The organism is Xylanimonas oleitrophica (assembly GCF_003244315.1).
In the GTDB taxonomy this organism is placed as follows: Bacteria; Actinomycetota; Actinomycetes; order Actinomycetales; family Cellulomonadaceae; genus Xylanimonas_A; species Xylanimonas_A oleitrophica.
The window spans coordinates 54,517-76,296 of record NZ_QKWH01000004.1 but is presented as its reverse complement, the minus strand read 5'-3'; the positions used below and the strand labels follow the sequence as shown (position 1 = coordinate 76,296).

Genomic DNA, 21,780 nt, shown 5'->3' with positions numbered 1-21,780 from the left:
AGGCAGGCACGCGACTCTAGGCTCGGGGCGTGCAGGAGGACCCTTACGGCGATCCACAGCTCGCGACCCTCTACGACCTGGACAACCCCGACGGCCCAGACCACGCGTTCTACCGCGCGCTCGCGAACGAGCTGGGCGCCAGATCGATCGTCGATCTCGGGTGCGGCACAGGTCTGCTGACCCGGTCCTTCTACGCGGCCGGGCGCAGGATCGTCGGGGTCGATCCCAGCCCGACCATGCTTGCTATCGCCCGCAGTCGGCAAGGTTCCGACCGGGTGCGATGGGTCGAGGGCGATGCCACCGCCATTCCGCAGACAGGTGACGTGGACCTGGTCGTCTGCACCGGCAACGCGATCCAGCACATCGGCCCAGCAGAGCTTCCGGGCGCGCTGGCGTGCGTGGCCGGCGCGCTCAGGTCCGGCGGTGTGTTCAGCTTCGAGAGCCGGAACCCCACCGCACGCGAGTGGGAGCAGTGGACCCCAGAGACCACCGCCGGTGAGCGACGCACAGAGTTCGGACACCTGCGGGAGTGGCTGGAAGTCACCGAGGTCGATGCGGAGAAGAAGGTCGTCTTCGACGCACACAACGTCGTAGAGGCTGGAGCCGCTCCCCGCTCGGGCAGATCCGACAAGATCCGCGGGCGAGGTCACGTGGAGCACGGGCCGTGACGCCGTACCGCCCGCTCTCGCAGGGCCTATGCGCCCACGCTTCGCCTCGTGAACGACGAGAGCCCCGTCCTGTCGACGAGGCTCTGCCGATGGTGTGCGCTCGGAGGGCGTTCGCTCACCTACGCCCAGGCACGCTCGGCCTACCTGGTCGACCTGGAGCTGCTGGACGACCCGCCCCACGGCTTCGCTCTTTGGGTCGGGCGGGCGATCGAGCGGCACGCCGCCCGCCCGCCGGCCGAGCGCTCCCGGCTCGCCCAGCTCCTACCGAGGACCGCACCCAAGGGTCCACTCGGCTCAATCTGCGCGTGCCTGAGCGGTGCATCGACACAGGCTGGGCGGCTGTGGCCGTCGACCGCAGGCTCGGCGGCGATCGCGTACTGTCCCTGTCCGCGTGGATGACCGAGGCCGTGCGCGTAGCGACTGCTGAGGCCCGAGCCCGCTACGGGCGCCCACTGCCGCCGCCTCGACCCGCCTGCCCACCTACCCCCAGCAGTGAGCTCCACCGCTGCGCACCCTTGCTGGCCATGACCGTCACCGGAAGGACCGCTACGTGACCACCGAACCCCGCGAGCACGACGACGAGCCGGGCGCCTGGCGTGGCTGCACGCCGATGATGGAGGCAAGCCATGGCTGATGTCCTGATCGGAGCGCTCGACGGCTCACGTTGGTTCGATGCAGACGCCGTGGTGATTGCAGCACAAGAGCAGTGGCCGGACGCAATTTGGCAACCCGCGATCGGCGAACTGTGCGCGATGAGCGACGGCCAGCTCATCATCCACGGCAGTGAGAGCGTCGCCCTCGTGGCTCTCTTGTCGGGCGGGACAGGGATCAGTGTAGAAGCGGAGAGCACGCTTGCGGCAGAGATCATCGCCTGGCTCGCCACGCACGTAGTCGGTGCCGGGCGCGACATCGTCGTGACCGACTGGGCCCCGTACTTTCTGCCGCTCAGCCCTCAGACCACCGTGAACGCCCTACTAGCTGCACGGATGTAGCCACACCGACCGCCGAGCCGCGGTCAACAGACGGCGCAGCGGAAGTTGACGATGCGCCAGCCCGCGCGCAGCCGCGTTCCGCCCCGCCGGTAGTCCCGGTGTGCCTCCGAGCAGAGCGAGCAGAACGCTCGTCGAGCCATCGACCACGGGTCGCAGCGCCATGGGGAATGCCGCTGGGGAGGATCAGCGGTTGGCCGTACGAGCCCTTCCGCCACCGCACCGCGCGTCTCACGAGTACGACTCGAGCAGGTCATCACAGGTCGGCACTGATCTTCATGCGTCACCTCGCGACCGCCGCAGACGACGCAGCATCCGGGCATCTCCGAAGCCCACGCTCGCTGGGGCTGCTTCCACCGTGGTGCCTGCGGCGAGCTGGCGTTCGGCGTGATCCAGCCGCAGCGCCTGCTGGTAGCGCAGAGGGGTCAACCCGATCGCCCGTGCGAAAGCGCGGGTGAGGGTCCGCGGGCTGACCGCAGCGAGGCTCGCCAGCCGGGACAGCGGCAACGTCTCGGTGTAGTGGCCGTCGATGTAGTCCTGGACTCGATGAACGGTGTCATCCAGGTGCGCTCGATGGGCCGTCATGGCGCTCGCTTGCGGTTCGTTCCCGTTCCGTCGCCCGTAGACGACCAGGTCGCGCGCGACCTGTGAGGCCAGCCCCGGGCCGTGGCGGGCAGCCAGCAGGTGCAGTGACAGGTCGATGCCGCTCGCTATACCGGCCGAGGTCACCACACCGCCGTCATCGGTGAACAGCACGTCCTCGATGACACGAGCACGTGGATACCGGGACGCAAGCTCCTCCTGCAGCTGGTGGTGGGTGGTGCATCTGCGTCCGTCCAGCAGGCCGGCCTGACCGAGAGCAGCACTCAGACCACCTGATCGCCTCGGGCTCGAGCCAGCCGGACGAGTCGGTTCACCGGATCAACGATGCGCGGGTTGGCGACAGTGCCCCATGCATCCCTCGCTCGGAAGGACTCCTGGACGTCGATCACGATCAGTGCACGGTTCATGGTCCGATCCTGGGGCGTGGCCGCATCCGCGCGGCAGGCGCGATCCGGGCCAGAAGCGGAACGATCTGGTCACGGACACGCACTCCCAGCGGTTCGGGGCGTTCCGCTACGGGAACAGGCACGGCTGGGCTTGTTGCCCGGACACGCGCAACTTTGAAGCTGCTCACGTGCTGGGCGGCGTACTCGCGCAGGGGCTGCCGGCGTAGGCACCGGTGACCTCGACGGCGACGCGGTCCCCGGCGACATCGCACGGGGCCCGGCATGTGTGAAGGCGGCTGGGCTGTGTACTGAACACTGCCTGCCGCCTTCAACGCCAGGTTATCTCAGCGGGGCGGCCTCGGCCCCCTAGCCATCGCAAGATCGTGGGCCACGCGTCGTAGTCGAAGAGCACCCGGTCGTCGGTGGCGGGCTCAGGCCTGCCCAGCAGGCGCCCCTCGGGAAGACGGGTCACGTCGCGGCCGGTGCTTGGTGCGGGAAGTCCCCAGCGGGCGCGGTAGGCGGTCCAGGCCACAGCGAGCTGCGCACGCTCGTCCGCGGGTCGGCGGGCGAACGCCGCGGCGCGGTCACCGACGCGCTGGGCCAACTCGGTCGCCGACACGCTGGCGTGCCAGTCGCGGTACCGGTCGGCCTCGCTCTCTCCGGTCGTCCACATGTCCCGAGTCCTGGGCGTCGAGGTCGGAGAGCTGTACCGCCCGCTCTCGCAGGGCTACGCGCCCACACTTCGCCTCGTGAACGACGAGAGCCCCCGTCCGGTGGACGAGGGCTCTGTCGATGGTGTGCGCCCGGAGGGATTCGAACCCCCAACCTTCTGATCCGTAGTCAGATGCTCTATCCGTTGAGCTACGGGCGCGTGGCCGACTTGCCCTGGGGCTGACCGGCCGTCGAGAACACTACAACGACTCCACGCGGTTCCCCAAACCGTGCTGACCGTTCGTGACGCACCACACGGCGCACCTCGACCTGTCCGGAGGAACAGAAAAGGCCCCGGGCTCACGGCAGCCGGGACCTTCCTGGCGGAGACGGAGGGATTTGAACCCTCGAACGGGTTGCCCCGTTACCACCTTAGCAGGGTGGCGCACTAGACCTGACTATGCGACGTCTCCTTGCGGTGTACTCCACCGCGCGTGCCAGAGTACCTGGACGGAGCCCTGGGACCAAAGCGCCTCGCCCGCAGCGCCTCCACCTGCGTGTTCGCGGCGGCGCGGGCCTTTCAGGCGCGGGCGCGGGCGGTCATGACGATGGCCCCGGAGACGAGCGTCAGGCCCACCAGCTCGGGCCAGGTGGGCACCTGCTGCAGCACCACGGCCCCGACCACCACGGCGGTGGCGGGCAGGAGGGCGGTGAGCACGGAGAAGGCGGCGGTGCCGATGCGCCGCAGCACCACCTGGTCGAGCACGTAGGGCACCACGGACGAGCAGAGCGCCACCACGAACAGGAAGCCGAGCACCTGCGGGTCGGGCACCACGGTGGCGGCGGTGCGCCCGAACACGGGGGCGAACACGAGCGCCCCGGCCACCATGCCGACGGCCAGGGAGTCGATGCCGCTGCCTGCCCCGGCCACGCGCTTGCCCAGCACGATGTACCCCGCCCAGCAGGCGGCGGCGGCTCCGATGGCGGTGAGCCCCACGAGCACGTCCGCACGCGGCAGGTCGGACTCGAGGGTGACGCCGGCGAGCAGCACCACCCCGGCGGCTGCGACGCCGATGGCACCGCGCTCACGCCACCCGCGGCCCGTGATCGCCGCGACAGCCACGGGCCCGCAGAACTCGATGGCCACGGCGACGCCGAGGGGTAGATGGTCGATGCCCACGTAGAACACGACGTTCATGGCCGAGAGCGCGACGCCGAACAGCGCCGCCCAGCCGAGCTCGCGCAGCGTCCAGCTGCGCCGCCACGGCCGCCGCCACGCCACGAGGACGACGGCGGCGAGCACGATGCGCCACCAGCCCACGGCCGGTGCGTCGATCCGGTCGAACAGCCCGACGGCGACCGCGGCTCCCGCGTAGAGGGTCAGCCCCGAGACGACGAAGAGCAGCGGCGCGGGGACGCGGTCCACCGCGGCGGGGGCGAGGGCGCTGGGCACGCGGGCAGCGTATCCGCGCCTCGTCTCGCGCAGATGTCGCGCCCGCCGTGGACCGGCCGGGTCAGAGCCGGTCGAGCTGCCGCAGGATGGCGCCCTCTCGCAGCGCCCACGGGCAGATCTCGACCTCCTCGACGCGCAGCGCGCGCATCGCCTCCTCGGCCACCACGGCCCCGGCCACGATCTGGCGGGCCCGGCCCGGCCCGATGCCGGGCAGCACGGTGCGGTCCTGGGAGGACAGCCGCGCCAGCCGCGGCACCCAGTCCTCCAGGTTGGCGCGCTGCATGCGGTAGCGGTGCCCGTTGCCGAGCACCTCGCGCGGCATCCCGGCCAGGCGGGCCAGGGAGCGGAACGTCTTGGAAGTGGCGACGACGTGGTCGGGGCGCTGGGCGGCGAGGGCGGGGCCGACGGCGTCGGCGAGCGTGGCGCGCACGTGCTCGCGCAGGCGGGCGACGTCGTCGGGCGCGGGCGGGTCGTTCTCCCACAGGAACCGGCGGGTCATGCGGCCGGCGCCGAGCGGCACCGACAGGGCGACGTCGGGGTCCTCGTCGGTGCCGGCGGCGATCTCGAGGGACCCGCCCCCGATGTCGAGCAGCAGCAGGCGCCCTGCGCCCCACCCGTACCAGCGGCGTGCGGCCAGGAAGGTGAGGCGGGCCTCGTCACCGCCGGAGAGCACCTCGATGGGCACCCCGGCCCTCTCGGTGAGCAGGGCGAGCACCTGGGGCCCGTTGGTGGCTTCGCGCAGGGCCGAGGTGGCGATGGCGAGGGTGCCCTCGGTGCCGTGCTCTCGGCCGACGGCGGCCGCACGGGTCACCGCGGCGTCCAGGGCGGCGACGCCGTCGGGCGAGATGGAGCCGTCCGGCTCGAGGTAGCGCATCAGGCGCACGGTGGTGGAGTCCGACGCCGCGGGCACGGGCCGCGCGCCGTGCGCGGCGTCGAGCACCAGCAGGTGGACGGTGTTGGAGCCGATGTCGATGACGCCCAGTCGCACGGGGACACGCTAGCGGGACGGCGCGCTCGACCCCGGGCGGCGCACAGGGACGGGGAGTTCTTCCCCTGTCGACCGCTCGTCGCCGCGGTTAGCCTCCTGGTGCGCTGTCCGCCCGTCTTCAAGGAGCACCCATGTCCTTCGTGGACTCCATCAAGTCCGTCCTCAGCAAGTACGCCACGTTCTCCGGCCGTGCTCGGCGCTCGGAGCTGTGGTGGTACCTGCTCGCCGTGAACCTCTCCTTCGTCGCACTCGGGATCGTCTTCGTCGCGGTGGCCGCCTCGACGGCCGACCCGGTCACCGGGGACCCCGGTGCGGCGACGCTGGTGGTGTCGCTGCTGTTCTTCCTGGTGTACCTGAGCCTCATCCTGCCCACGCTGGCGGTCCAGGTGCGCCGCCTGCACGACGGTGACCGCTCGGGCTGGTGGATCCTGCTCTCGCTCGTGCCGGTCGGGAACATCGTGCTGCTGGTCTTCTACGCGCTGGAGGGCACGCGTGGCCCCAACCGCTTCGGCCCCGACCCGAAGGGCGAGACCGGCTACGGCATCCAGCCGGGCGTCGTGACGCAGGCGCCCACCGTCTGACGTCAGCCCGACGGCGGTGCCCGGCGCGCACCGACGGCCTCCTGTGGCCGTCGTGACGCTCGCCCGGCCGTGCACGAGGACGGCGGTCCCGGGGTCTCCGGGGCCGCCGTCCTCGTCCTGTGCTGAGCGCCTGGCAGGATCGGCCGGTGCCCTCCTACCGCGTGACCCTCGCCGTCGGCACCCTCCAGCCGGGTGCGGACCCGGCCGCGGTGCTGCCTGCCGCGGCCGACGCCGCCCGCGAGCTGGCCACGGTGGAAGCGTGGGACGTCGGCGTGGTGCGCGGCCAGGCCCGCATCACGGTGCGGTTCATGGCCGACACCGACGGCGACGCCCACCAGGTGGCCGAGCACGTGCAGGACGCCGTCGACCGCCTCGCGGACACGTGGGGCACGCGGGTGACCCGCCGGTGGGGCAACCGCTGGCACCCCGCCTGACCCACCACACAACGTTGTGGGCGGGAGACTCGCCGCAATCCCGACCGGATTGCGGCGAGTCTCCCGCCCCCAACGGCGGTCAGGGGTCAGCCCTTGACGGAGCCGGCGAGCAGGCCTCGCACGAAGTACCGCTGCAACGACAGGAACACGATCAGCGGCACGATCATCGAGATGAACGCCCCGGCCGACAGGATGTGCCAGTCACCGCCGCGCGAACCGGCCATCTCGGCCACCCGCACCGTCAGCGGTGCCACGTTCGGCGTGCCGCCCGCGAACACCAGGGACACGAGCAGGTCGTTCCACACCCACAGGAACTGGAAGATCCCGAACGCCGCGATGGCCGGCACGAGCAGCGGCATCACCACGCGGAAGAAGATCTTCACGTGCCCGGCGCCGTCCACCCGGGCCGCCTCGACGAGGGACGGCGGGATGTCCTTCATGAAGTTGTGCAGCAGGAAGATCGCCAGCGGCAGCGCGAAGATCGAGTGCGACAGCCACACCGGCCAGAACGACCCGTTGATGCCGACGTTCACATAGGTGGTCAGCAGCGGGATCATCGTCACCTGGATGGGGATGATCTGGAGCGCGAACACCACGATGAACAGCCAGTCGCGCCCCGGGAAGTCGATCCACGCGAACGCGTACGCCGCGAGCAGGGCGACGCTGATCGGGATGAGCACGCTGGGCAGCGTGATCACGACCGAGTTGATGAAGTAGTCCGCCAGGCTGGTGGAGCTGCCGAACAGGGCCGTCTCGTAGTTGCGGAAGGTGAACACGCCCTCCCCCGCGGCCGCGTCGCCGAACACCGTCCACCAGCCGCTGCGGCGGATGTCCAGCTCGGGGCGGAACGAGGTCACCAGCAGGCCGAGCGTGGGGATCGACCACAGCACCGCCAGGCAGATCGCGATGCCCGAGGCCCACGGGTTCGACAGCCGTCGGCGCGCCTTGGCGGCCCGGCCGCCCAGCCCCCGCCGCGCCGTGGGGGCGGGCGTGCTCGTGACCCCGGCCGGCACCACCGCCGGCTCCGTGACGTCCCTGCTCATCGGACCTCCTCCGCCAGACGCAGCTGCCGCACGTTGTACGCGATGATCGGGATGACCAGGATGAACAGGAGCACGGCCAGCGCCGCGCCCAGACCCGCGTTGTTCTGCCCGAACGACTGCGTGTAGAACTCGTTGGCCACGATCGAGGTGCCGAACTGGCCCGCCGTCATGGTGCGGACGATGTCGAACACCTTGAGCGTGGTGATCGCGATCGTGGTCATCACCACGACGATCGCCGGCCGGATGCTCGGCACGGTGATGTAGCGGAACAGCCCGAACCCGCTGAGGCCGTCCAGCCGGGCCGCCTCGATGATGTCGTCCGGGATCGCCTTGATGGCGGCGCTCAGGAGCGTCATCGCGAAGCCGCTCTGGATCCAGATCAGCACCACCACGAGGAACAGCGTGTTCCAGGGCTGGTTGATGAGGAACTGCTGCGGCGGGATCCCCAACCACACGAGCACCTGGTTGAGCAGGCCGGTCTGCTGCACGCCGGGCTGGTCGGGCCGGAACTCGTAGACGAACTTCCAGATGATGCTGGCGCCCACCATGGAGATCGCCATCGGCAGGAAGATGAGCGCCTTGGCGACCCGCTCGAACCGGCTGCGGTCCACCACCACGGCGTAGACGAGGCCGATGAGCGTGGCCAGCACGGGTGCCACCAGCACCCAGATCGCGGTGTTGCGCAGCACGATCAGGAACTGGTCGGTGGTCAGCGCGGTGACGTAGTTGTCCAGCCCGACGAACTGGCTGCCGTCGCGGTTGTAGAACGAGTTCTTGATCGTCACCAGCCCGGGGTAGACCAGGCCGAACGCGAGGCCGGCGAGCGGCAGCCCCACGAACCCGAGCGCCACCACCCACCTCGGGGGGTTCTTGGGCCGGTCGACCAGGAACAGGATCAGGCCCACGACGGCGACGAACAGCGCGATCGCCACCACCATGACGGTGAGCTTCTGGGCCGGTGAGTCGGCCGCGAGGAGCCAGTCCACGACGGCTCTCCTTCCTCAGGTTTCGTGCGTCCGCGGGGCGGCGGGCGGCGCCCGCCGGGAGTGGTGCGGGGCGGGACCTCGCAGGTCCCGCCCCGCTCCGCGTCACGCGGTGGTGCCGGACGGCGTCAGGACGTCGGCCAGGTGTTCTCGATCTGGTCGAGGACCTGCTGCGTGCTCTGCCCCGTCAGCCAGTTCACGATCCCGGTGAAGAAGGTGCCGGACCCGACCTGCGAGGGCATGAGGTCGGAGGCGTCGTACCGCGCGACCGTGGCCTCGTCGGTGAGCGTCTCGTAGACCAGGCGGTCGAAGTCGGTCGCCAGGTTCTCGGGGTCGAGGCCCTGGTTGGCGCTGACCCAGCCGCCCTCGGGGGTGGCCACGGCCTTGGCGTTCGCCCAGTCGGCGCTGGCGAGGTACGTCTGGAACGCCTGCACCTCGGGGCGGTCGGTGAAGGCCGCGATGAACGGGCCGGCCACCAGCGTGGGCCGCTCGTCGGTGGTCTCGGCCGGCAGGTAGAAGGCCCACACGTCGCCGTCCTCGGCCACCTCGGTGCCCTCGGGCCACTGCGCCTGGTAGAAGTTCGCGGCGCGGTGCATCCAGCAGGTGTTGTCGAGGATGCCGTAGCCGGCGCCGTCCCACGCGGTCGTGGCGATGGAGTCGACGCCGCCCAGGCCGGCGTTGACGAAGTCCTCGTTCTTGAGGATCTCGCCCGCCGTGTCCCACGCCTCGACGATCTGCGGGTCGTTGAACGGGATCTCGTGCTGGTACCACTGGTCGTAGACGTCGGGGCCGGCGGTGCGCAGCACCACGTCCTCGATCCAGTCGGTGCCGGGCCAGCCGGTCGCGGCGCCCGACTCGACGCCCACGCACCACGGCTTGACGTCGCCCGCCGACGCGATCTGCTCGCTGAGGCTGATGAGCTCGTCCCACGTCTCCGGCACCTCGTACCCGGCGTCGGAGAACGCCGACGGCGAGTACCAGACGAACGACTTCACGTTGGCGTCGTACGGGGCGGCGTAGAACGTGCCGTCGACGGTCCCGTACTCCTTCCACTCCGCGGAGAAGTTCTCGTCGACCTCGGCCTCGACCTGCGCGGGAGCCGGCAGCACCGCGTCGTCCTGGCGGACCAGCGTCTCCAGCAGGCCGGGCTGGTTCACGATCGCGATGTCCGGCGGGTTGCCTGCCCGGACGCGCACGGGGAGCTGGGCCTCCTGCTCGCGGGACGCCTCGTACTCGATCTGCACGCCGGTGCACTCGGTGAACGGCTCGTAGGACGCCTGGTGGGCGGTGCCCTCGGGCTCGACGATCGTGGTGTACACGTGCACCGTGGTGCCGTCCAGGTCGCCGAACTCGTCGTACTTGGAGCAGTCGATCTCGTAGGACCCCCGCTCGGCGGCCTGACCCCCGCCGCCGCCTCCGTCCCCGGAGTCGGTGTCCGCGCAGGCGGCCAGCAGGAGCGCGGCGACCGAGGCTCCAGCCCCCGCCTTCAGCATCGTCCGGCGGCGCCGGGCGCTCGATGTCGGTGTCATCGTGTGTCCTTCCACTACGTCGTGGTCATGACGGCTGGTGGTAGGGCGCCATGACGCACCCTGCCTCGCTGGCAACAAACCTGACAGCGAGGGTGGTGGTCACGCAACCGGACACCGGGGCGAACGCCCTGCTCGCAGCCCAGAAAGCGGGTTCTGTGACCAAGCTGCAACGTGCCCGACGGCGCGGGGGCGGGCAGGGTGGCACAGGGCACCCCACCGCCGGCGTGAACCGTGGGATGCTTGCGGGCAGAATTGTCCGATGCGCTGGTGGAGGAAGAAGAGCCCGATGATCGAGCTGAGGAGCCCGCAGGAGATCGAGCAGATGCGGCCCGCGGGGCGGTTCGTCGCCAGCGTGCTGACGGCGGTGCGCGAGGCCGCGAAGCCCGGCGTCAACCTCCTGGAGCTCGACGCGATCGCCCACGGCATGATCAAGGACCGGGGTGCCGAGTCGTGCTACATCGACTACCACCCCTCGTTCGGCGCGATGCCGTTCGGCAAGGTCATCTGCACGTCGGTCAACGACGCGGTGCTGCACGGCCTGCCGTACGACTACGTGCTGGAGCGCGGCGACCTGCTGTCGATCGACTTCGCGGCGTCGGTGGACGGCTGGGTCTCGGACTCGGCCGTGTCGTTCGTGGTGGGCGGTGACGAGGTGACGGGCGAGCGCGCCGAGCTCGACCGCAAGCTGATCCGCACCACCGAGGAGGCCCTCGCCGCCGGCATCGCAGCCGCCACGGCGGGCAACAAGATCGGCGACATCTCGGCCGCCATCGCCGAGGTGGCCCGGGCCGCCGGCTACGAGATCAACACCGACTTCGGCGGCCACGGCGTCGGGCGCACCATGCACGGCGACCCGCACGTGCCGAACGACGGGCGCGCCGGCCGCGGCTTCCCGCTGAAGCCGGGCCTGGTCATCGCCGTCGAGCCGTGGTTCCTGGAGACCACGGACGAGATCTACACCGACCCGGACGGCTGGACGCTGCGCTCGGCCGACGGTTCGCGCGGTGCCCACAGCGAGCACACGATCGCGATCACCGAGGACGGCCCGCTGGTGCTGACCGCTCGCGACTGAGCCGCACCGCACGACGGAGCCCTCCACCCCGGCCGGGGTGGAGGGCTCCGTCGTGCGAGGGGTACGGGCGCGCTCAGAGGAGGGTGCGCAGCACCTGGGCCGCGCCGTCGTCCTCCACCGTGCCGGTGACCTCGTCCGCGGCGGCCTTCACGGCCTCCTCGGCGTGCCCCATGGCCACGCCCCGGGCGGCCCACCGCAGCATCTCGACGTCGTTGTGCCCGTCGCCGAGCGCGAGCGTGCGCTCGCTGGGCACACCGAGCCGCTCCCGCACGGTCTCCAGACCGGTCGCCTTCGAGACCCCCTTGGGGGCGATGTCCATCCACGCGGTCCAGCCGACGGCGTAGGTGACGTCGTCGAACCCGAGCCGCTGCACCAGCTCGTGGAAGTCGTCGCTGGTGGCCTCGGGGCTGCGCACCACGATGCGCGTCACCTCGTCGTCCCACAGCTCCTCGAGCGTGACGACGCGGTGCTCACCGTCGAGCTCGCCGTCGGGGAACAGCTCGTTGAGGCGGAACCCGGTGCCCACGTCCTCGACCGCGAAGCGCGCGCCGGGCAGGTGCTCGGACAGCAGGCGCAGCGCCGGCTCCGGGTCGAACGTGAGCGTGTCGGTGACCTCCCAGCCGCCCTGCACCTCGGGGTCCAGGCGCACGGTGACCGCCCCGTTGGAGCACACCATCCAGCCGGTCTTCAGCCCGATCAGCTCCGCCACGGGCGTCATCGCCACCAGCGAGCGACCCGAGGACAGCACCACGTGGTGCCCGGCGGCGGCCACGTCCCGCACCGCGGCCAGGACGGCGTCGGACATCGTCTGGTCGTAGTGGACCAGGGTGCCGTCGATGTCGAGGGCCACGAGCCACGGCGACACGGGAGAGGCAGTCACGCGACCGGCTCGAGCACCTCGAGGCCGCCCAGGTACGGCCGCAACCCCTCGGGCACCCGCACCGACCCGTCGGCCTGCTGGTGGTTCTCGAGGATGGCGACGATCCACCGGGTCGTGCCCAGGGTGCCGTTGAGGGTGGCCACCGTGCGGGTCGAGCCGTCCTCGGTGCGCTCGCGCACACCCAGGCGGCGGGCCTGGAAGGTGGTGCAGTTCGACGTGCTCGTCAGCTCCAGGTAGCGCTGCTGGGTGGGCAGCCACGCCTCGCAGTCGAACTTGCGGGCCGCGCTCGAGCCCAGGTCGCCCGCCGCGGTGTCGATGACCCGGTACGGCAGCTCGACCTTGCCCAGCATGGCCTCCTCCCAGGCGAGCAGCCGCTGGTGCTCCTCCGCGGCGTCCTCGGGGCGGCAGTAGCTGAACATCTCCACCTTGTGGAACTGGTGGACCCGGATGATGCCGCGGGTGTCACGGCCCGCCGAGCCGGCCTCGCGCCGGTAGCAGGCGCTCCACCCGGCATAGCGGGCCGGGCCGGCCGACAGGTCCACGATCTCGTCCGCGTGATAGCCGGCGAGCGCCACCTCGGAGGTGCCGACCAGGTACAGGTCGTCCTTCTCCAGGTGGTACACCTCGTCGGCGTGCTGGCCCAGGAACCCGGTGCCGCGCATCGTCTCGGGCTTGACCAGGGTGGGCGTGATCACGGGGGTGAACCCGGCCTCGACGGCCTGGTCCATCGCGGCGTTGAGCAGCGCGAGCTCCAGGCGGGCGCCGATGCCGGTGAGGAAGTAGAAGCGGGCGCCGGAGACCTTGGCGCCGCGGGCGGTGTCGATGGCGCGCAGCCCCTCGCCCAGCTCGAGGTGGTCGCGGGCCTCGAACCCCTCGGCCGCGAAGTCGCGCGGGGTGCCCACGTGCTTGAGAACGACGTAGTCGTCCTCGCCGCCCGCGGGAGCGCCCTCGACGACGTTGGCGATGCGGTAGAGCACCCCGTCGAGCTCGGCGGCGGCCTCGTCCGCCTCCTTCGAGCGCGCCTTGACGTCCTCGGCCAGCTGCTTGGTGCGGGCGAGCAGCTGCTGCTTCTCCTCGCCCTGCGCCTGGGCGACCTGCTTGCCCATCGCCTTCTGCTCGGCGCGCAGGGACTCGAACTCCGCCAGGGACGCGCGCCGGCGGGCGTCGGCGTCGAGCGCGGCGTCGACGAGGGCGGGGTCGTCGCCGCGAGCCACCTGGCTCGCGCGGACGACGTCGGGGTTGTCGCGCAGGAGGCGGAGGTCGATCACGCACCGAAGCCTAACCGCCGTGGTCCTGGCAGGCGCCGAGATCCCACCGGCCGGTCGTGCGCGCCCAGCGAGCGTCGAGGCCGGGTGCCGTCTAGCGTGCCAGCCATGTCCTGGGAGCTGTGGTTGGCGATCGCCGCCGTCGTGATGGCCGGTGCCGCGCTCGCGCTCACCCTGGCGCAGTGGCAGAGGGCCCGGCAGGCGGGCGTCCCGGCGCCCCCGGAGGCCGAGGAGGAGACGGAGGTGCCGACGGGCGAGCAGATCGCCGTCGTCATCAACCCGTCCAAGGAGGGGGTCGAGCAGCTCGTCGACACGGTGCGGCGCGTGTGCCGGCAGGCGGCGCTGCCGCCGCCGCGGTTCTACGAGACCACGGTGGAGGACCCGGGCGTGGGGCAGGCGCGCGAGGCGCTCGCCGCGGGCGCCGACCTGGTGGTGGCCGCTGGCGGGGACGGCACGGTGCGCGCGGTGGCCTCCGCGATGGTCGGGTCGGACGTGCCGATGGGCCTGCTGCCGGCCGGCACGGGCAACCTGCTGGCCCGCAACCTCGACATCCCGGTCACCAGCGTGGCCGAGGCGATGGCCGTGGTGCTGGGCGGCCGCGACCGGCGCATCGACGTCGGGTGGGCCCGCATCCTCGAGCACGCCCCCGAGGAGGAGCCCCGCGCCCGGCAGGTCGAGTCCCGGCACGACTTCCCCCGCCAGGAGGCGGGCCGCGCCGAGGAGCTGCCCGGCCCGCCCACCGAGGGCGAGCCGCCCGTGCGGCCGGGCGACGAGGACGCCCCCGTCCCGGGCACGGTCGAGGACTCGGCCGGGGAGAAGGAGATCTTCCTGGTCATCGCCGGCCTCGGGTTCGACGCCGCGATGGTGGCCGACACGGACGACGACCTCAAGCGCCGCGTGGGCTGGCTGGCCTACTTCGTCTCCGGGGTGCGGCACCTGCACGGCCGCCGCCTGCGCGCCCAGGTGCAGCTCGACGACGCCGAGCCCACGACGCACCGCCTGCGCACCGTCATGGTGGGCAACTGCGGCCGCCTGCCGGGCGGGGTCACCCTGCTCCCGGACGCCGTGATCGACGACGGAGAGCTCGACGTCGCCGCGATCGACACCCGCGGCGGCGTGGTGGGCTGGGCGCAGCTCATGGGCGAGGTGGTGCTGCAGGGCGTGGGGATGCGCAACGAGCTGCCGGGCAAGATCGGCCGCATCGACCACGCGCGCGCCCGCCGGGCCCGGATCCGCGTGGAGGGCGGCGAGCAGGCGCAGGTCGACGGCGACCCGATGGGCCGTGTGGTCGAGATGGAGGCATGGGTGGAGCCGGGCGCGCTGCTGGTCCGCGCCGTCTGAGCCGCGCCGACCCGGCCGCGACGCTCCGCTCGCGCGGGCCCATGCCTGGCCCGCGGCGCGCTCCGGTGAAGGTGCTGCGACGGTTCAGGGGGCGGCGTCGGGACGTGTGCCGCAGGGCCGGGCGCCCGGCGCCGGCACGGCACGGGCCCCGCATAGGCTGGCGGGCGTGATCCTCCGCGCCCGTCCCGCCGCCGCGGCGTCCCGACCCGCGCCCCGGGGCCCGCGCCGTACCGCCCCGGCCCTGCTCGCCACCCTGCTGCTGGCCACGCTGCTCGCCCCGCTGCTGGCTCTCGCGGGGGTGCCCTCCGGTGCGACGGCGGCCGCGGCGACGGCCGCCTCGGCGACCGATGCCCCGGCACCGACCCCGGCTCCCGCCCAGGCCACGGGCGCGCCGTCCGGAGCGCCCTCACCGGCGGCGCTGCGCGCGCAGGACGCCGGCCCGGCCGTGCGCGCCGCGACGCCGGAGCGCCCGCTGGTCGTCGCGGGGGTGGCGGGCCTGGAGTGGTCCGACGTCGACCGCTCCCGCACGCCCCACCTGTGGAACCTGGTGGCCGGCGGGGACGCCGCCTCGATCTCGGTGCGGACGTTGTCGCCCACCTGCCCGGTCGACGCGTGGCTCACCCTCTCCGCGGGCAACCGGGTCACCAGCGGCGGCACCACGCCCGCCCCTGACGTGCTCACCGAGGGCGAGGAGCCCCCCTCCGCGCCGGTGCTGCGCTGCCGCCCCGAGCCGTCCGTCTCCGCCGTGGACCCGGCCACCGCCGACCCCACCGACAGCACCGGCCCCGCCCGGGTGCTCGGCTGGGACGAGCTCGTGGCCCCCCAGCCCGACGCCACGGGCAGCTACGGGCACCCCGGCACCCTCGGCGACGCCCTCGCCGAGGTCGGCGTGTGCGCGACGGCGGTGGGGCGCGGCGCAGCCGTCGCGCTCGCCCGCTCCGACGGCTCCGTCGACCGGTACGCGCCCACCGTGCTGCCGCTGCGCTCCTCCCCGGGCGACGCCGCCCGCGACCTGGGCGAGCGCCTCACCGCGTGCCCGGTCACCGTGGTGGACCTGGGCACCCTGCCGGACCCGGCCGCCGAGCGGGCCGAGGCCCTGGCGGAGCTGGACGCCGCCGTCGGCCACCTGTACCGCGCCCTGCCCGACGGCGGCCGCCTGATCGTCTCCGGCGTGGCCGACACCCCCCTCGGCCCGCGCGGGCCCGGTCAGGTCGCCGTGGACCGCACGCGCGGCTCGGAGGCCGGCCCCACCTGGTTGTCCTCCGCCGCGACCCGGCGCGAGGGAGTGGTCGGCACCAACGACCTGTCGGCGACGCTGGCGGCCGCCGTGGGCGTCGACATCACGAGCTTCGACGGCAAGCCCCTCGAGCGCGGCGAGCCCCGTCGTCTCGACACGGCCGGCACCATCGAGAACCGCCGGTACCTGGAGACCCTGACCGAGACCGTGCCGCCCGTGACGTACGCGCTGCTCGGCACCCTCGGCGCCGCGACGCTGCTGTGCCTCCCGCTGGTGCTGCGCGGTCGCACCGCCTCCGGACGGCGCCTCGGGACGGCGGTGCTGACGGTCGCCGCGATGCTGCCGGCCGCCGCCCCCTTGGCCACCATCTCCCGGTGGTGGTCCTCCCCCGCCCCCGGCGCGGTGCTCGCGCTCGCCACGGTGGTTCCCGCCGTCGTCCTCGCAATCGCCGCGTGGGCGCTGGACCGGCCGCTGGGCCGCCTGCTGCCTCCCGGGCGGCGTGCCACGGACACCGTCGCCGGCGATGAGGGCGGCAGCACCACGGCCGCCACGCCTACCGTGTGGCGCCTCCCGCTGGCCGTCTCCGCCCTCACGTGGGTGGTGCTCACCGCGGACGGCCTCACCGGCACCACCCTGCAGGAGGGCTCCCCGCTGGGCCCCTCCCTCGCTCTCGGCGCCCGCTTCTACGGGTTCGGCAACACCGTGTTCGCCGTGTACGCGGTCGCGTCCCTGGTGCTGGCCGCCGCCCTGGCCGCCGCGCTCCAGGCCGCCGGCCGCCGCCGTGCCGCCGTCGCCGCCGTCGCCGTGGTCGGCGTGGTCACGGTGCTGGTCGACGGGCTGCCGGCCCTCGGTGCCGACGCCGGCGGCATCGTCACCCTCGTGCCCGCGTTCGTCGTGCTCCTCCTGGCGGTCGCCGGTCGCCGCCCCAGCGCCCGGCACGTGCTCGTCGCCGCGGCCAGCACCGTCGCCGTCGTCGTCGCGGTCGCGCTCTCCGCCTGGCTGCTGCCGGGCCCCGGCGGCCACCTGGGCCGGTTCGTGCAGCGCATGGCCGACGGCGACGCCGTCTCCCTCGTCGTGGCCAAGGCGGCCGGCGCGTGGGCCACCGTCGCCAACCCGGGCGGCGCGCTCGGCACCGTGCTCGTCCTCGTCGTCGCGTGGGCGGTGCTCGCGCCGGGCCGCCGCCCGTGGGGCCGCCTCGCCTGGCTGGCCCGCGCGTACCGCGAGCACGCCCTGCTGCGCACCACCGTCGTCTCGCTCGTGGTCGTGGCCGGCGTCGGGTCCGTGCTCAACGACAGCGGCGTCGTCGTCGCCCTGGTCGTGCTCGTCCTCGGCGCCGCCGTGCTCGGCACGGGTGCCGGCACGTGGACCGTGCCCCGCCGCCGGCCCGGCGCCCCGGCCGACGCCGCCGCCCCCGCCGTGCGCCGCACCCCCACCACGATCGCCGCGGTCGGCGGCGGCATGCTGCTCGTCTTCCTGCTCGCCACCGGGATCGTCCCGCCGTCGTCGGGCACGGGCACCGCCGGTGGGCAGACCACCGCCCTCGGCAGCGCCACCGCCGACGCCGCCGTCGGCAGCCAGGACCAGCCGCTCGTCGTCGTCGGCACCACCGGCATGCGCTGGACGCACGTGCGGCCCGCCACCTCCACCGCCCCCCACCTCTCCCGCCTCCTGGCCGACGGCGCGGACGCCGCCGGCGTCTCCATGACCACCGGCGCCGCCGCCCGCTGCGAGCAGGGCGGGTGGTTGGCGCTGTCGGCCGGGCAGCTCGCCGAGGTGGCCCGCGAGCGCAACGCCACCGGCGCCTGGGACTGCCCCGAGCTCGACGTCGTCACCGCGGGCGAGCGCGACGGCACCGCCGCCGTCGCCGGCTGGGACGAGCTCGCCGCGCTGCAGCGCGGCTCCACCTACGAGGCGCGGCTCGGACGCCTCGGCACGGCCCTCGCCACCGCCGGCACCTGCACCACCGCCGTCGGCCCCGGCGCCGCCGTCGCGCTCGCCGGCACCGACGGGCAGGTGACCCGCTACCGCACCCTCGAGCAGGCCGTGGCCCCCGGGTCCGACGCGTTCCGCTGCCCCGTCACCGTGGTCGACGCCGGTTCCACCCGCGACGCCGAGACCACCGCCGAGGGCGTCGCCGCCGTCGACGCCACCGTGGGCCGTGTGCTCGACGCCGTGCCGTCGGACGCCACCGTGCTCGTCGTCGACGTCGCCAACCTCCCCGGCAGCCGCGCCGCGCTCGGCGTCGCCCTCGTGCGACCCCCGGCCGACCAGGAGGACCGCCCTCGGTTCCTCTCCAGCGCCGCCACCCGCACCGAGGGCGTGGTGCGCCTCCAGGACGTCCCGGCCACCCTGCTGGACGCCGCGGGCGTCGCCGTGCCCACCACCCTCGAGGACACCCCGCTCGTGCGGGCCGCCGTGCGGCCGGCCGGTTCCGCCGCCACCGCCGACGAGCTCGCCGACCTCACCACCCGCGACCACGTGCGCCGCTCCGTCTACACGTGGCTCGTCGACGTGCCGCTGTACGCCGGCCTCGGTCTCGCCGCCCTCTGCCTCGTCGCCGCCCGGCTGCCGCGCGTGCGCACCCGCGTCGGCCCCCGCGCCTGGCGTGCCGCCGAGACCGCGGCGCTGCTGCTCAGCGCCCTGCCCGCCGGAGCGTTCCTCGGTTCCCTCGGCGGCTGGTGGCGGTTCGAGGGCGCCACGGTGGCCCTGTGGGTGGCCACCGGGATCACCACCCTGATCGTGGCCGGGCTCGCCGCCCTCGCCCCACGGCGTCCCACGTGGGCCGCCGCAGGCGTCGTCGCCGGGATCACGTTCGGTGCGCTGACGCTCGACGCCCTCGCCGGCACCCCGCTCAACCGTGCCTCGCCGCTGGGCTCCGCGCCCACGTTCGGCGCCCGGTTCTACGGGTTCGGCAACCCCACGTTCTCCGTCTACGCCGTCGCCGGGCTGATCTTCGCCGCCGCCGTCGCCCAGCTTCTCGTCCAGCGAGGGCGCCGGGTGCTGGCCGCCGTCGCCGTCGGCGTCATCGGGGTGGTCGCGCTGGTGATCGACGTGTGGCCCACCCTGGGCGCGGACCTCGGCGGCGGGCTCGTCCTGGTGCCCGCGTTCGTCGTCGTCGGGCTCGTGGCCTCCGGCGCGCGCGTCACCCTGCAGCGGTTCGTGCTCGTGGCCGCCGCGGGCGTCGCCGCCGTCGCCGCCGTCGGGGTGCTCGACTGGCTCCGTCCCCCCGCCGAGCGATCGCACCTCGGCCGGTTCGTGGAGCAGGTCGTCGACGGCGAGGCCTGGGGCATCCTCGCCCGCAAGGCCGGTTACGCCCTGCGGTCGGTGCTGGGCGGGGTGCCCGTGTGGGTCACCCTGCTGGTGCTGGTGCTCGCCGCCGTCCCGCTCATCGGGCCCGCGAGCGTGCGCGCCCGGTTCACGCCATCGTGGTTCGTGCGCGCCGAGGAGCGCTGGCCGCTGCTGCGTCCGGCCGTGCTCGCCATCTGGGCGATGGCCGTGCTCGGCTCGCTCGTCAACGACTTCGGGGTGCGGATCGCGATGATCGCGCTCATCCCCGCGGTACCGCTGCTGACCCTGGTGGCGCTCCAGTCGGCCGACCGGCCCGCACCACCCGCGCGGCGGGGCTGACCTGGCGGCCCGCACGGCGGTGTGCGGGCCGACAGGTCAGGAGCGGATCTGCGGCGACTCCGAGCGCACGCCGCGCACGGCGTCGAACGCCCCGCGCACCCGGCGTGCGTTGACCGCCACCATCACGTCCCGGTACTGGGCGGCCCGGTGCATCTGCCCCTTGAGGTCGTTCGACGACGCCCGGTGCTTGAGGTCGCACGGCACCTCGACGGCCACGTAGCCCTTGCGCAGCAGGTCGATGGTCATGCCGGTCTCGACGCCCCACCCGCGGGCGAGCGGTGTCGCCGCCTCGAAGGCCTCGCGGGTCAGGCAGCGCATGCCGCTCAGCGGCTGGGTAGGGGTCCACCCGGTCAGGGCGTGGATGGCGCGGCGGGCGGCGCCGACGACGATGCCGCGGCCTCCGGCCCCGGGCTGCGGGGGCAGGAGGGCGATCGCCAGGTCCGCCACCCCCTCGCGCACCGGGGCGACGAGCGGGGCGGTGTTCACGGCCGTGTCGCCCAGGTCGCCGTCGATGAACAGCAGCAGGCGGGGCGGGCGGCCCGGAGCGTCACGCATCGCCACCACGGCCGCACCGGTCTCCATCGCGGCGGCCTTGCCACGGTTGTGCGAGTGGCGCACCACGACGGCGCCGGCGTCGCGGGCCACGTGCTGCGTGTCGTCCTCCGACCCGTCGTCCACCACGAGCACCAGGTCGACGTGCGGGATGGCGCGCGCCGAGCGCACCGTCGCTGCGATGCGCTCCTGCTCGTCCTTGGCCGGGATGACCACGGCGACACGCTGCAGGTCGCGGCTGCCGCGCCCCTTGGCCGGGCGGGGCGTCTTCGCGACAGGCATGTCCTCCTGTGCGGGAGAAGGTCTGCGGGCAGCGCGCCCGTCGGTACCGGTCGTCACCACGTCGGGGCTCGTCCGGCCCCGCACCTGGTCGGCGTTCACACGTGTCCTGCCTGCGCGTCGAGGGAAGCCCCCGGAGTGACCCGGGGAGTGCAAAGACTTACCCGCAGAATGCTACTCCCTCGGTAGCAGAAGCCTCATCCGGAGGGTGTTCGCGCAGGTCAGACGACGTGGAGATCGCGCGACGGACGCGAGAGAGCACTTGCGGGGGCGGCGCAAGCGACCGCTCGCGCCGCCCCGGGAGCGTCAGCGCAGGGTGACCTGGCGCGAGACGATGCCCGCGCGCGCCCGGCGCTCGTTCGCGTCCAGCGGCGCGTCCACGGCGAGCGCCGCGTCCAGGCGCTCCGCGAGCTGTACCGCCGGCTGCTCGACGTCGGACGCCTCCGTGCCGGCCGGCAGCTCCCACACCGGGACCACGAGGCCGCTGGCGCGGAACATCCCCAGGAACCGGCCCTCGCCACCGGGCAGCTGCAGCGCCGACTCGCGCCGGGCGTGCAGGCGGGCGATCGCGTCGACCACCTGGTCCTCCGGCTCGGGGCGGGCCCAGCGCAGGAACTCGCGGCTCATCTGGCACCAGTACGCGTGCTCCACCGACGTCAGGCGCACGGTGGGGATGGTGGCCTCCGCCGCCTCGGCCAGCGACTCGTTGACGTCGTCCGTGCGCTCGGCCGACGCGTCCACCCAGTAGTCGTAGCCGTCGTGGACGGTGACCTCGAACGGCACCGACAGGTCGAGCACCTCCTGGAGGCGCGGGCCGTCCGACGGCGTGGCCGGGGCGGGGACGGCGGTGCCCGGCTCGGCGTCGAGCGTCTCCAGCAGCACGGACGCCAGGTCGCGCGACAGGTCACCGGTGCTGAGCACGCCCTGGACCGCGAGCAGCACGGTGCCGTCGGGGCGGTGCATGCCGGCGAAGCCGCCCGGCAGGATCGTCACGACCAGCACGTCGCGGCCGCCGTGCTCGGCCGTGGTGCGCACGGTCGCGGTGGCGGAGGGCACGATCTCGCGCATCGCCACCCAGTCGGGCTCGCCGGGGAGGCCCTCGAAGGGACGCAGCACGAAGTCGGTCGCAGAGCTCTTGGCCATGCGGGCGATCCTATCGGCCGGCGGTCGCCGCCCGTGGCGGCGGTGGTGCGACGGCGGCCCCGCACGCCTACGGTCG

At 73.6% G+C, this 21,780-nt stretch carries 19 protein-coding genes and 2 tRNA genes; 7 read left to right on the top strand and 14 right to left on the bottom strand.

Annotation, left to right across the window (positions count from 1 at the left end; all coding sequences use genetic code 11):
- The first annotated feature begins 29 nt into the window (after positions 1–29).
- Complete coding sequence (locus tag DNL40_RS07580) at positions 30–668, top strand: class I SAM-dependent DNA methyltransferase (protein ID WP_111250647.1); 639 nt, start codon at positions 30–32, stop codon at positions 666–668.
- 626 nt (positions 669–1,294) lie between these two features.
- On the top strand, positions 1,295–1,660 hold the full coding sequence (locus tag DNL40_RS07575; RefSeq protein WP_111250646.1) for a hypothetical protein: 366 nt from the start codon (positions 1,295–1,297) through the stop codon (positions 1,658–1,660).
- A 273-nt stretch (positions 1,661–1,933) separates the two neighbouring features.
- Here the strand turns inward: DNL40_RS07575 and DNL40_RS07570 are convergent, their stop codons facing one another.
- From DNL40_RS07570 to DNL40_RS07540, 7 genes are all read right to left on the bottom strand, one after another.
- A complete protein-coding gene (locus tag DNL40_RS07570; RefSeq protein ID WP_111250645.1) occupies positions 1,934–2,527 on the bottom strand; it encodes a GlxA family transcriptional regulator in 594 nt (197 codons plus the stop codon).
- Positions 2,524–2,667 carry a cysteine hydrolase family protein gene (locus DNL40_RS07565; RefSeq protein ID WP_218926013.1) on the bottom strand — a complete coding sequence of 48 codons (144 nt, stop codon included), beginning with the start codon at positions 2,665–2,667 and terminating at the stop codon, positions 2,524–2,526. The genes DNL40_RS07570 and DNL40_RS07565 overlap by 4 nt, the downstream gene beginning before the upstream one ends.
- 307 nt (positions 2,668–2,974) lie before the next feature.
- Entirely contained in the window at positions 2,975–3,319 is a 345-nt protein-coding gene (locus DNL40_RS07560) for a hypothetical protein (protein ID WP_111250644.1), read from the bottom strand.
- A 125-nt stretch (positions 3,320–3,444) separates the two neighbouring features.
- Positions 3,445–3,517, bottom strand: a tRNA-Arg gene (locus DNL40_RS07555).
- Between the two features lie 161 nt (positions 3,518–3,678).
- A tRNA-Ser gene (locus DNL40_RS07550) sits at positions 3,679–3,770 on the bottom strand.
- 107 nt (positions 3,771–3,877) lie between these two features.
- Positions 3,878–4,750 carry an EamA family transporter gene (locus DNL40_RS07545; protein ID WP_111250643.1) on the bottom strand — a complete coding sequence of 291 codons (873 nt, stop codon included), beginning with the start codon at positions 4,748–4,750 and terminating at the stop codon, positions 3,878–3,880.
- A gap of 61 nt (positions 4,751–4,811) precedes the next feature.
- On the bottom strand, positions 4,812–5,738 hold the full coding sequence (locus tag DNL40_RS07540) for a Ppx/GppA phosphatase family protein (protein WP_111250642.1): 927 nt from the start codon (positions 5,736–5,738) through the stop codon (positions 4,812–4,814).
- Positions 5,739–5,869: 131 nt separating this feature from the next.
- On the opposite strand from DNL40_RS07540, the gene DNL40_RS07535 reads away from it, so the two are divergent.
- Together DNL40_RS07535 and DNL40_RS07530 are read left to right on the top strand one after the other, a co-directional pair.
- Entirely contained in the window at positions 5,870–6,319 is a 450-nt protein-coding gene (locus tag DNL40_RS07535; RefSeq protein ID WP_111250641.1) for a DUF805 domain-containing protein, read from the top strand.
- A gap of 146 nt (positions 6,320–6,465) precedes the next feature.
- A complete protein-coding gene (locus DNL40_RS07530; protein WP_111250640.1) occupies positions 6,466–6,753 on the top strand; it encodes a hypothetical protein in 288 nt (95 codons plus the stop codon).
- Between the two features lie 86 nt (positions 6,754–6,839).
- On the opposite strand, the gene DNL40_RS07525 is transcribed toward DNL40_RS07530, so the two are convergent.
- The 3 genes from DNL40_RS07525 to DNL40_RS07515 form a co-directional block, all read right to left on the bottom strand.
- Complete coding sequence (locus DNL40_RS07525) at positions 6,840–7,796, bottom strand: carbohydrate ABC transporter permease (RefSeq protein WP_111250639.1); 957 nt, start codon at positions 7,794–7,796, stop codon at positions 6,840–6,842.
- On the bottom strand, positions 7,793–8,782 hold the full coding sequence (locus tag DNL40_RS07520; RefSeq protein ID WP_111250638.1) for a carbohydrate ABC transporter permease: 990 nt from the start codon (positions 8,780–8,782) through the stop codon (positions 7,793–7,795). Before DNL40_RS07520 ends, DNL40_RS07525 begins: the two co-directional genes overlap by 4 nt.
- A gap of 125 nt (positions 8,783–8,907) precedes the next feature.
- The gene (locus DNL40_RS07515) at positions 8,908–10,308 is read right to left on the bottom strand and encodes an ABC transporter substrate-binding protein (protein ID WP_111250637.1); all 1,401 of its coding nucleotides are present in this window, start codon (positions 10,306–10,308) and stop codon (positions 8,908–8,910) included.
- Between the two features lie 286 nt (positions 10,309–10,594).
- Between DNL40_RS07515 and map the strand changes: the two genes are divergently transcribed.
- Positions 10,595–11,380, top strand: a complete 786-nt coding sequence (map, locus tag DNL40_RS07510) for a type I methionyl aminopeptidase (RefSeq protein WP_111250636.1) — start codon at positions 10,595–10,597, stop codon at positions 11,378–11,380.
- A 73-nt stretch (positions 11,381–11,453) separates the two neighbouring features.
- On the opposite strand, the gene DNL40_RS07505 is transcribed toward map, so the two are convergent.
- On the bottom strand, positions 11,454–12,260 hold the full coding sequence (locus DNL40_RS07505; protein ID WP_281268441.1) for an HAD family hydrolase: 807 nt from the start codon (positions 12,258–12,260) through the stop codon (positions 11,454–11,456).
- Entirely contained in the window at positions 12,257–13,528 is a 1,272-nt protein-coding gene (gene serS / locus DNL40_RS07500; protein ID WP_111250634.1) for a serine--tRNA ligase, read from the bottom strand. The genes DNL40_RS07505 and serS overlap by 4 nt, the downstream gene beginning before the upstream one ends.
- 105 nt (positions 13,529–13,633) lie before the next feature.
- Here serS and DNL40_RS07495 point away from each other — a divergent pair, with 105 nt between their 5' ends.
- Together DNL40_RS07495 and DNL40_RS07490 are read left to right on the top strand one after the other, a co-directional pair.
- Positions 13,634–14,866 (top strand): diacylglycerol/lipid kinase family protein, encoded by a 1,233-nt coding sequence (locus DNL40_RS07495; protein ID WP_111250633.1) that lies wholly within the window; start codon positions 13,634–13,636, stop codon positions 14,864–14,866.
- A gap of 166 nt (positions 14,867–15,032) precedes the next feature.
- Positions 15,033–19,730: a hypothetical protein gene (locus DNL40_RS07490; RefSeq protein ID WP_146252045.1), complete on the top strand. Its 4,698-nt coding sequence runs from the start codon at positions 15,033–15,035 to the stop codon at positions 19,728–19,730.
- A 36-nt stretch (positions 19,731–19,766) separates the two neighbouring features.
- Here DNL40_RS07490 and DNL40_RS07485 read toward each other — a convergent pair whose 3' ends face one another.
- Together DNL40_RS07485 and DNL40_RS07480 are read right to left on the bottom strand one after the other, a co-directional pair.
- Positions 19,767–20,564, bottom strand: a complete 798-nt coding sequence (locus DNL40_RS07485) for a glycosyltransferase family 2 protein (RefSeq protein WP_111250631.1) — start codon at positions 20,562–20,564, stop codon at positions 19,767–19,769.
- Between the two features lie 303 nt (positions 20,565–20,867).
- Positions 20,868–21,704, bottom strand: a complete 837-nt coding sequence (locus DNL40_RS07480) for a DUF5926 family protein (protein ID WP_111250630.1) — start codon at positions 21,702–21,704, stop codon at positions 20,868–20,870.
- Positions 21,705–21,780: the final 76 nt, after the last annotated feature.

Excerpts from the sequence above, each read along its gene's own strand:
- DNL40_RS07535 (WP_111250641.1), top strand. The coding sequence starts at position 5,870 with ATGTCCTTCGTGGACTCCATCAAGTCCGTCCTCAGCAAGTACGCCACG.
- DNL40_RS07515 (WP_111250637.1), bottom strand. The coding sequence starts at position 10,308 with ATGACACCGACATCGAGCGCCCGGCGCCGCCGGACGATGCTGAAGGCG.
- DNL40_RS07575 (WP_111250646.1), top strand. The coding sequence starts at position 1,295 with ATGGCTGATGTCCTGATCGGAGCGCTCGACGGCTCACGTTGGTTCGAT.
- DNL40_RS07565 (WP_218926013.1), bottom strand. The coding sequence starts at position 2,667 with ATGAACCGTGCACTGATCGTGATCGACGTCCAGGAGTCCTTCCGAGCG.
- DNL40_RS07560 (WP_111250644.1), bottom strand. The coding sequence starts at position 3,319 with ATGTGGACGACCGGAGAGAGCGAGGCCGACCGGTACCGCGACTGGCAC.
- map (WP_111250636.1), top strand. The coding sequence starts at position 10,595 with ATGATCGAGCTGAGGAGCCCGCAGGAGATCGAGCAGATGCGGCCCGCG.
- DNL40_RS07485 (WP_111250631.1), bottom strand. The coding sequence starts at position 20,564 with ATGCCTGTCGCGAAGACGCCCCGCCCGGCCAAGGGGCGCGGCAGCCGC.
- DNL40_RS07480 (WP_111250630.1), bottom strand. The coding sequence starts at position 21,704 with ATGGCCAAGAGCTCTGCGACCGACTTCGTGCTGCGTCCCTTCGAGGGC.
- DNL40_RS07495 (WP_111250633.1), top strand. The coding sequence starts at position 13,634 with ATGTCCTGGGAGCTGTGGTTGGCGATCGCCGCCGTCGTGATGGCCGGT.
- DNL40_RS07525 (WP_111250639.1), bottom strand. The coding sequence starts at position 7,796 with ATGAGCAGGGACGTCACGGAGCCGGCGGTGGTGCCGGCCGGGGTCACG.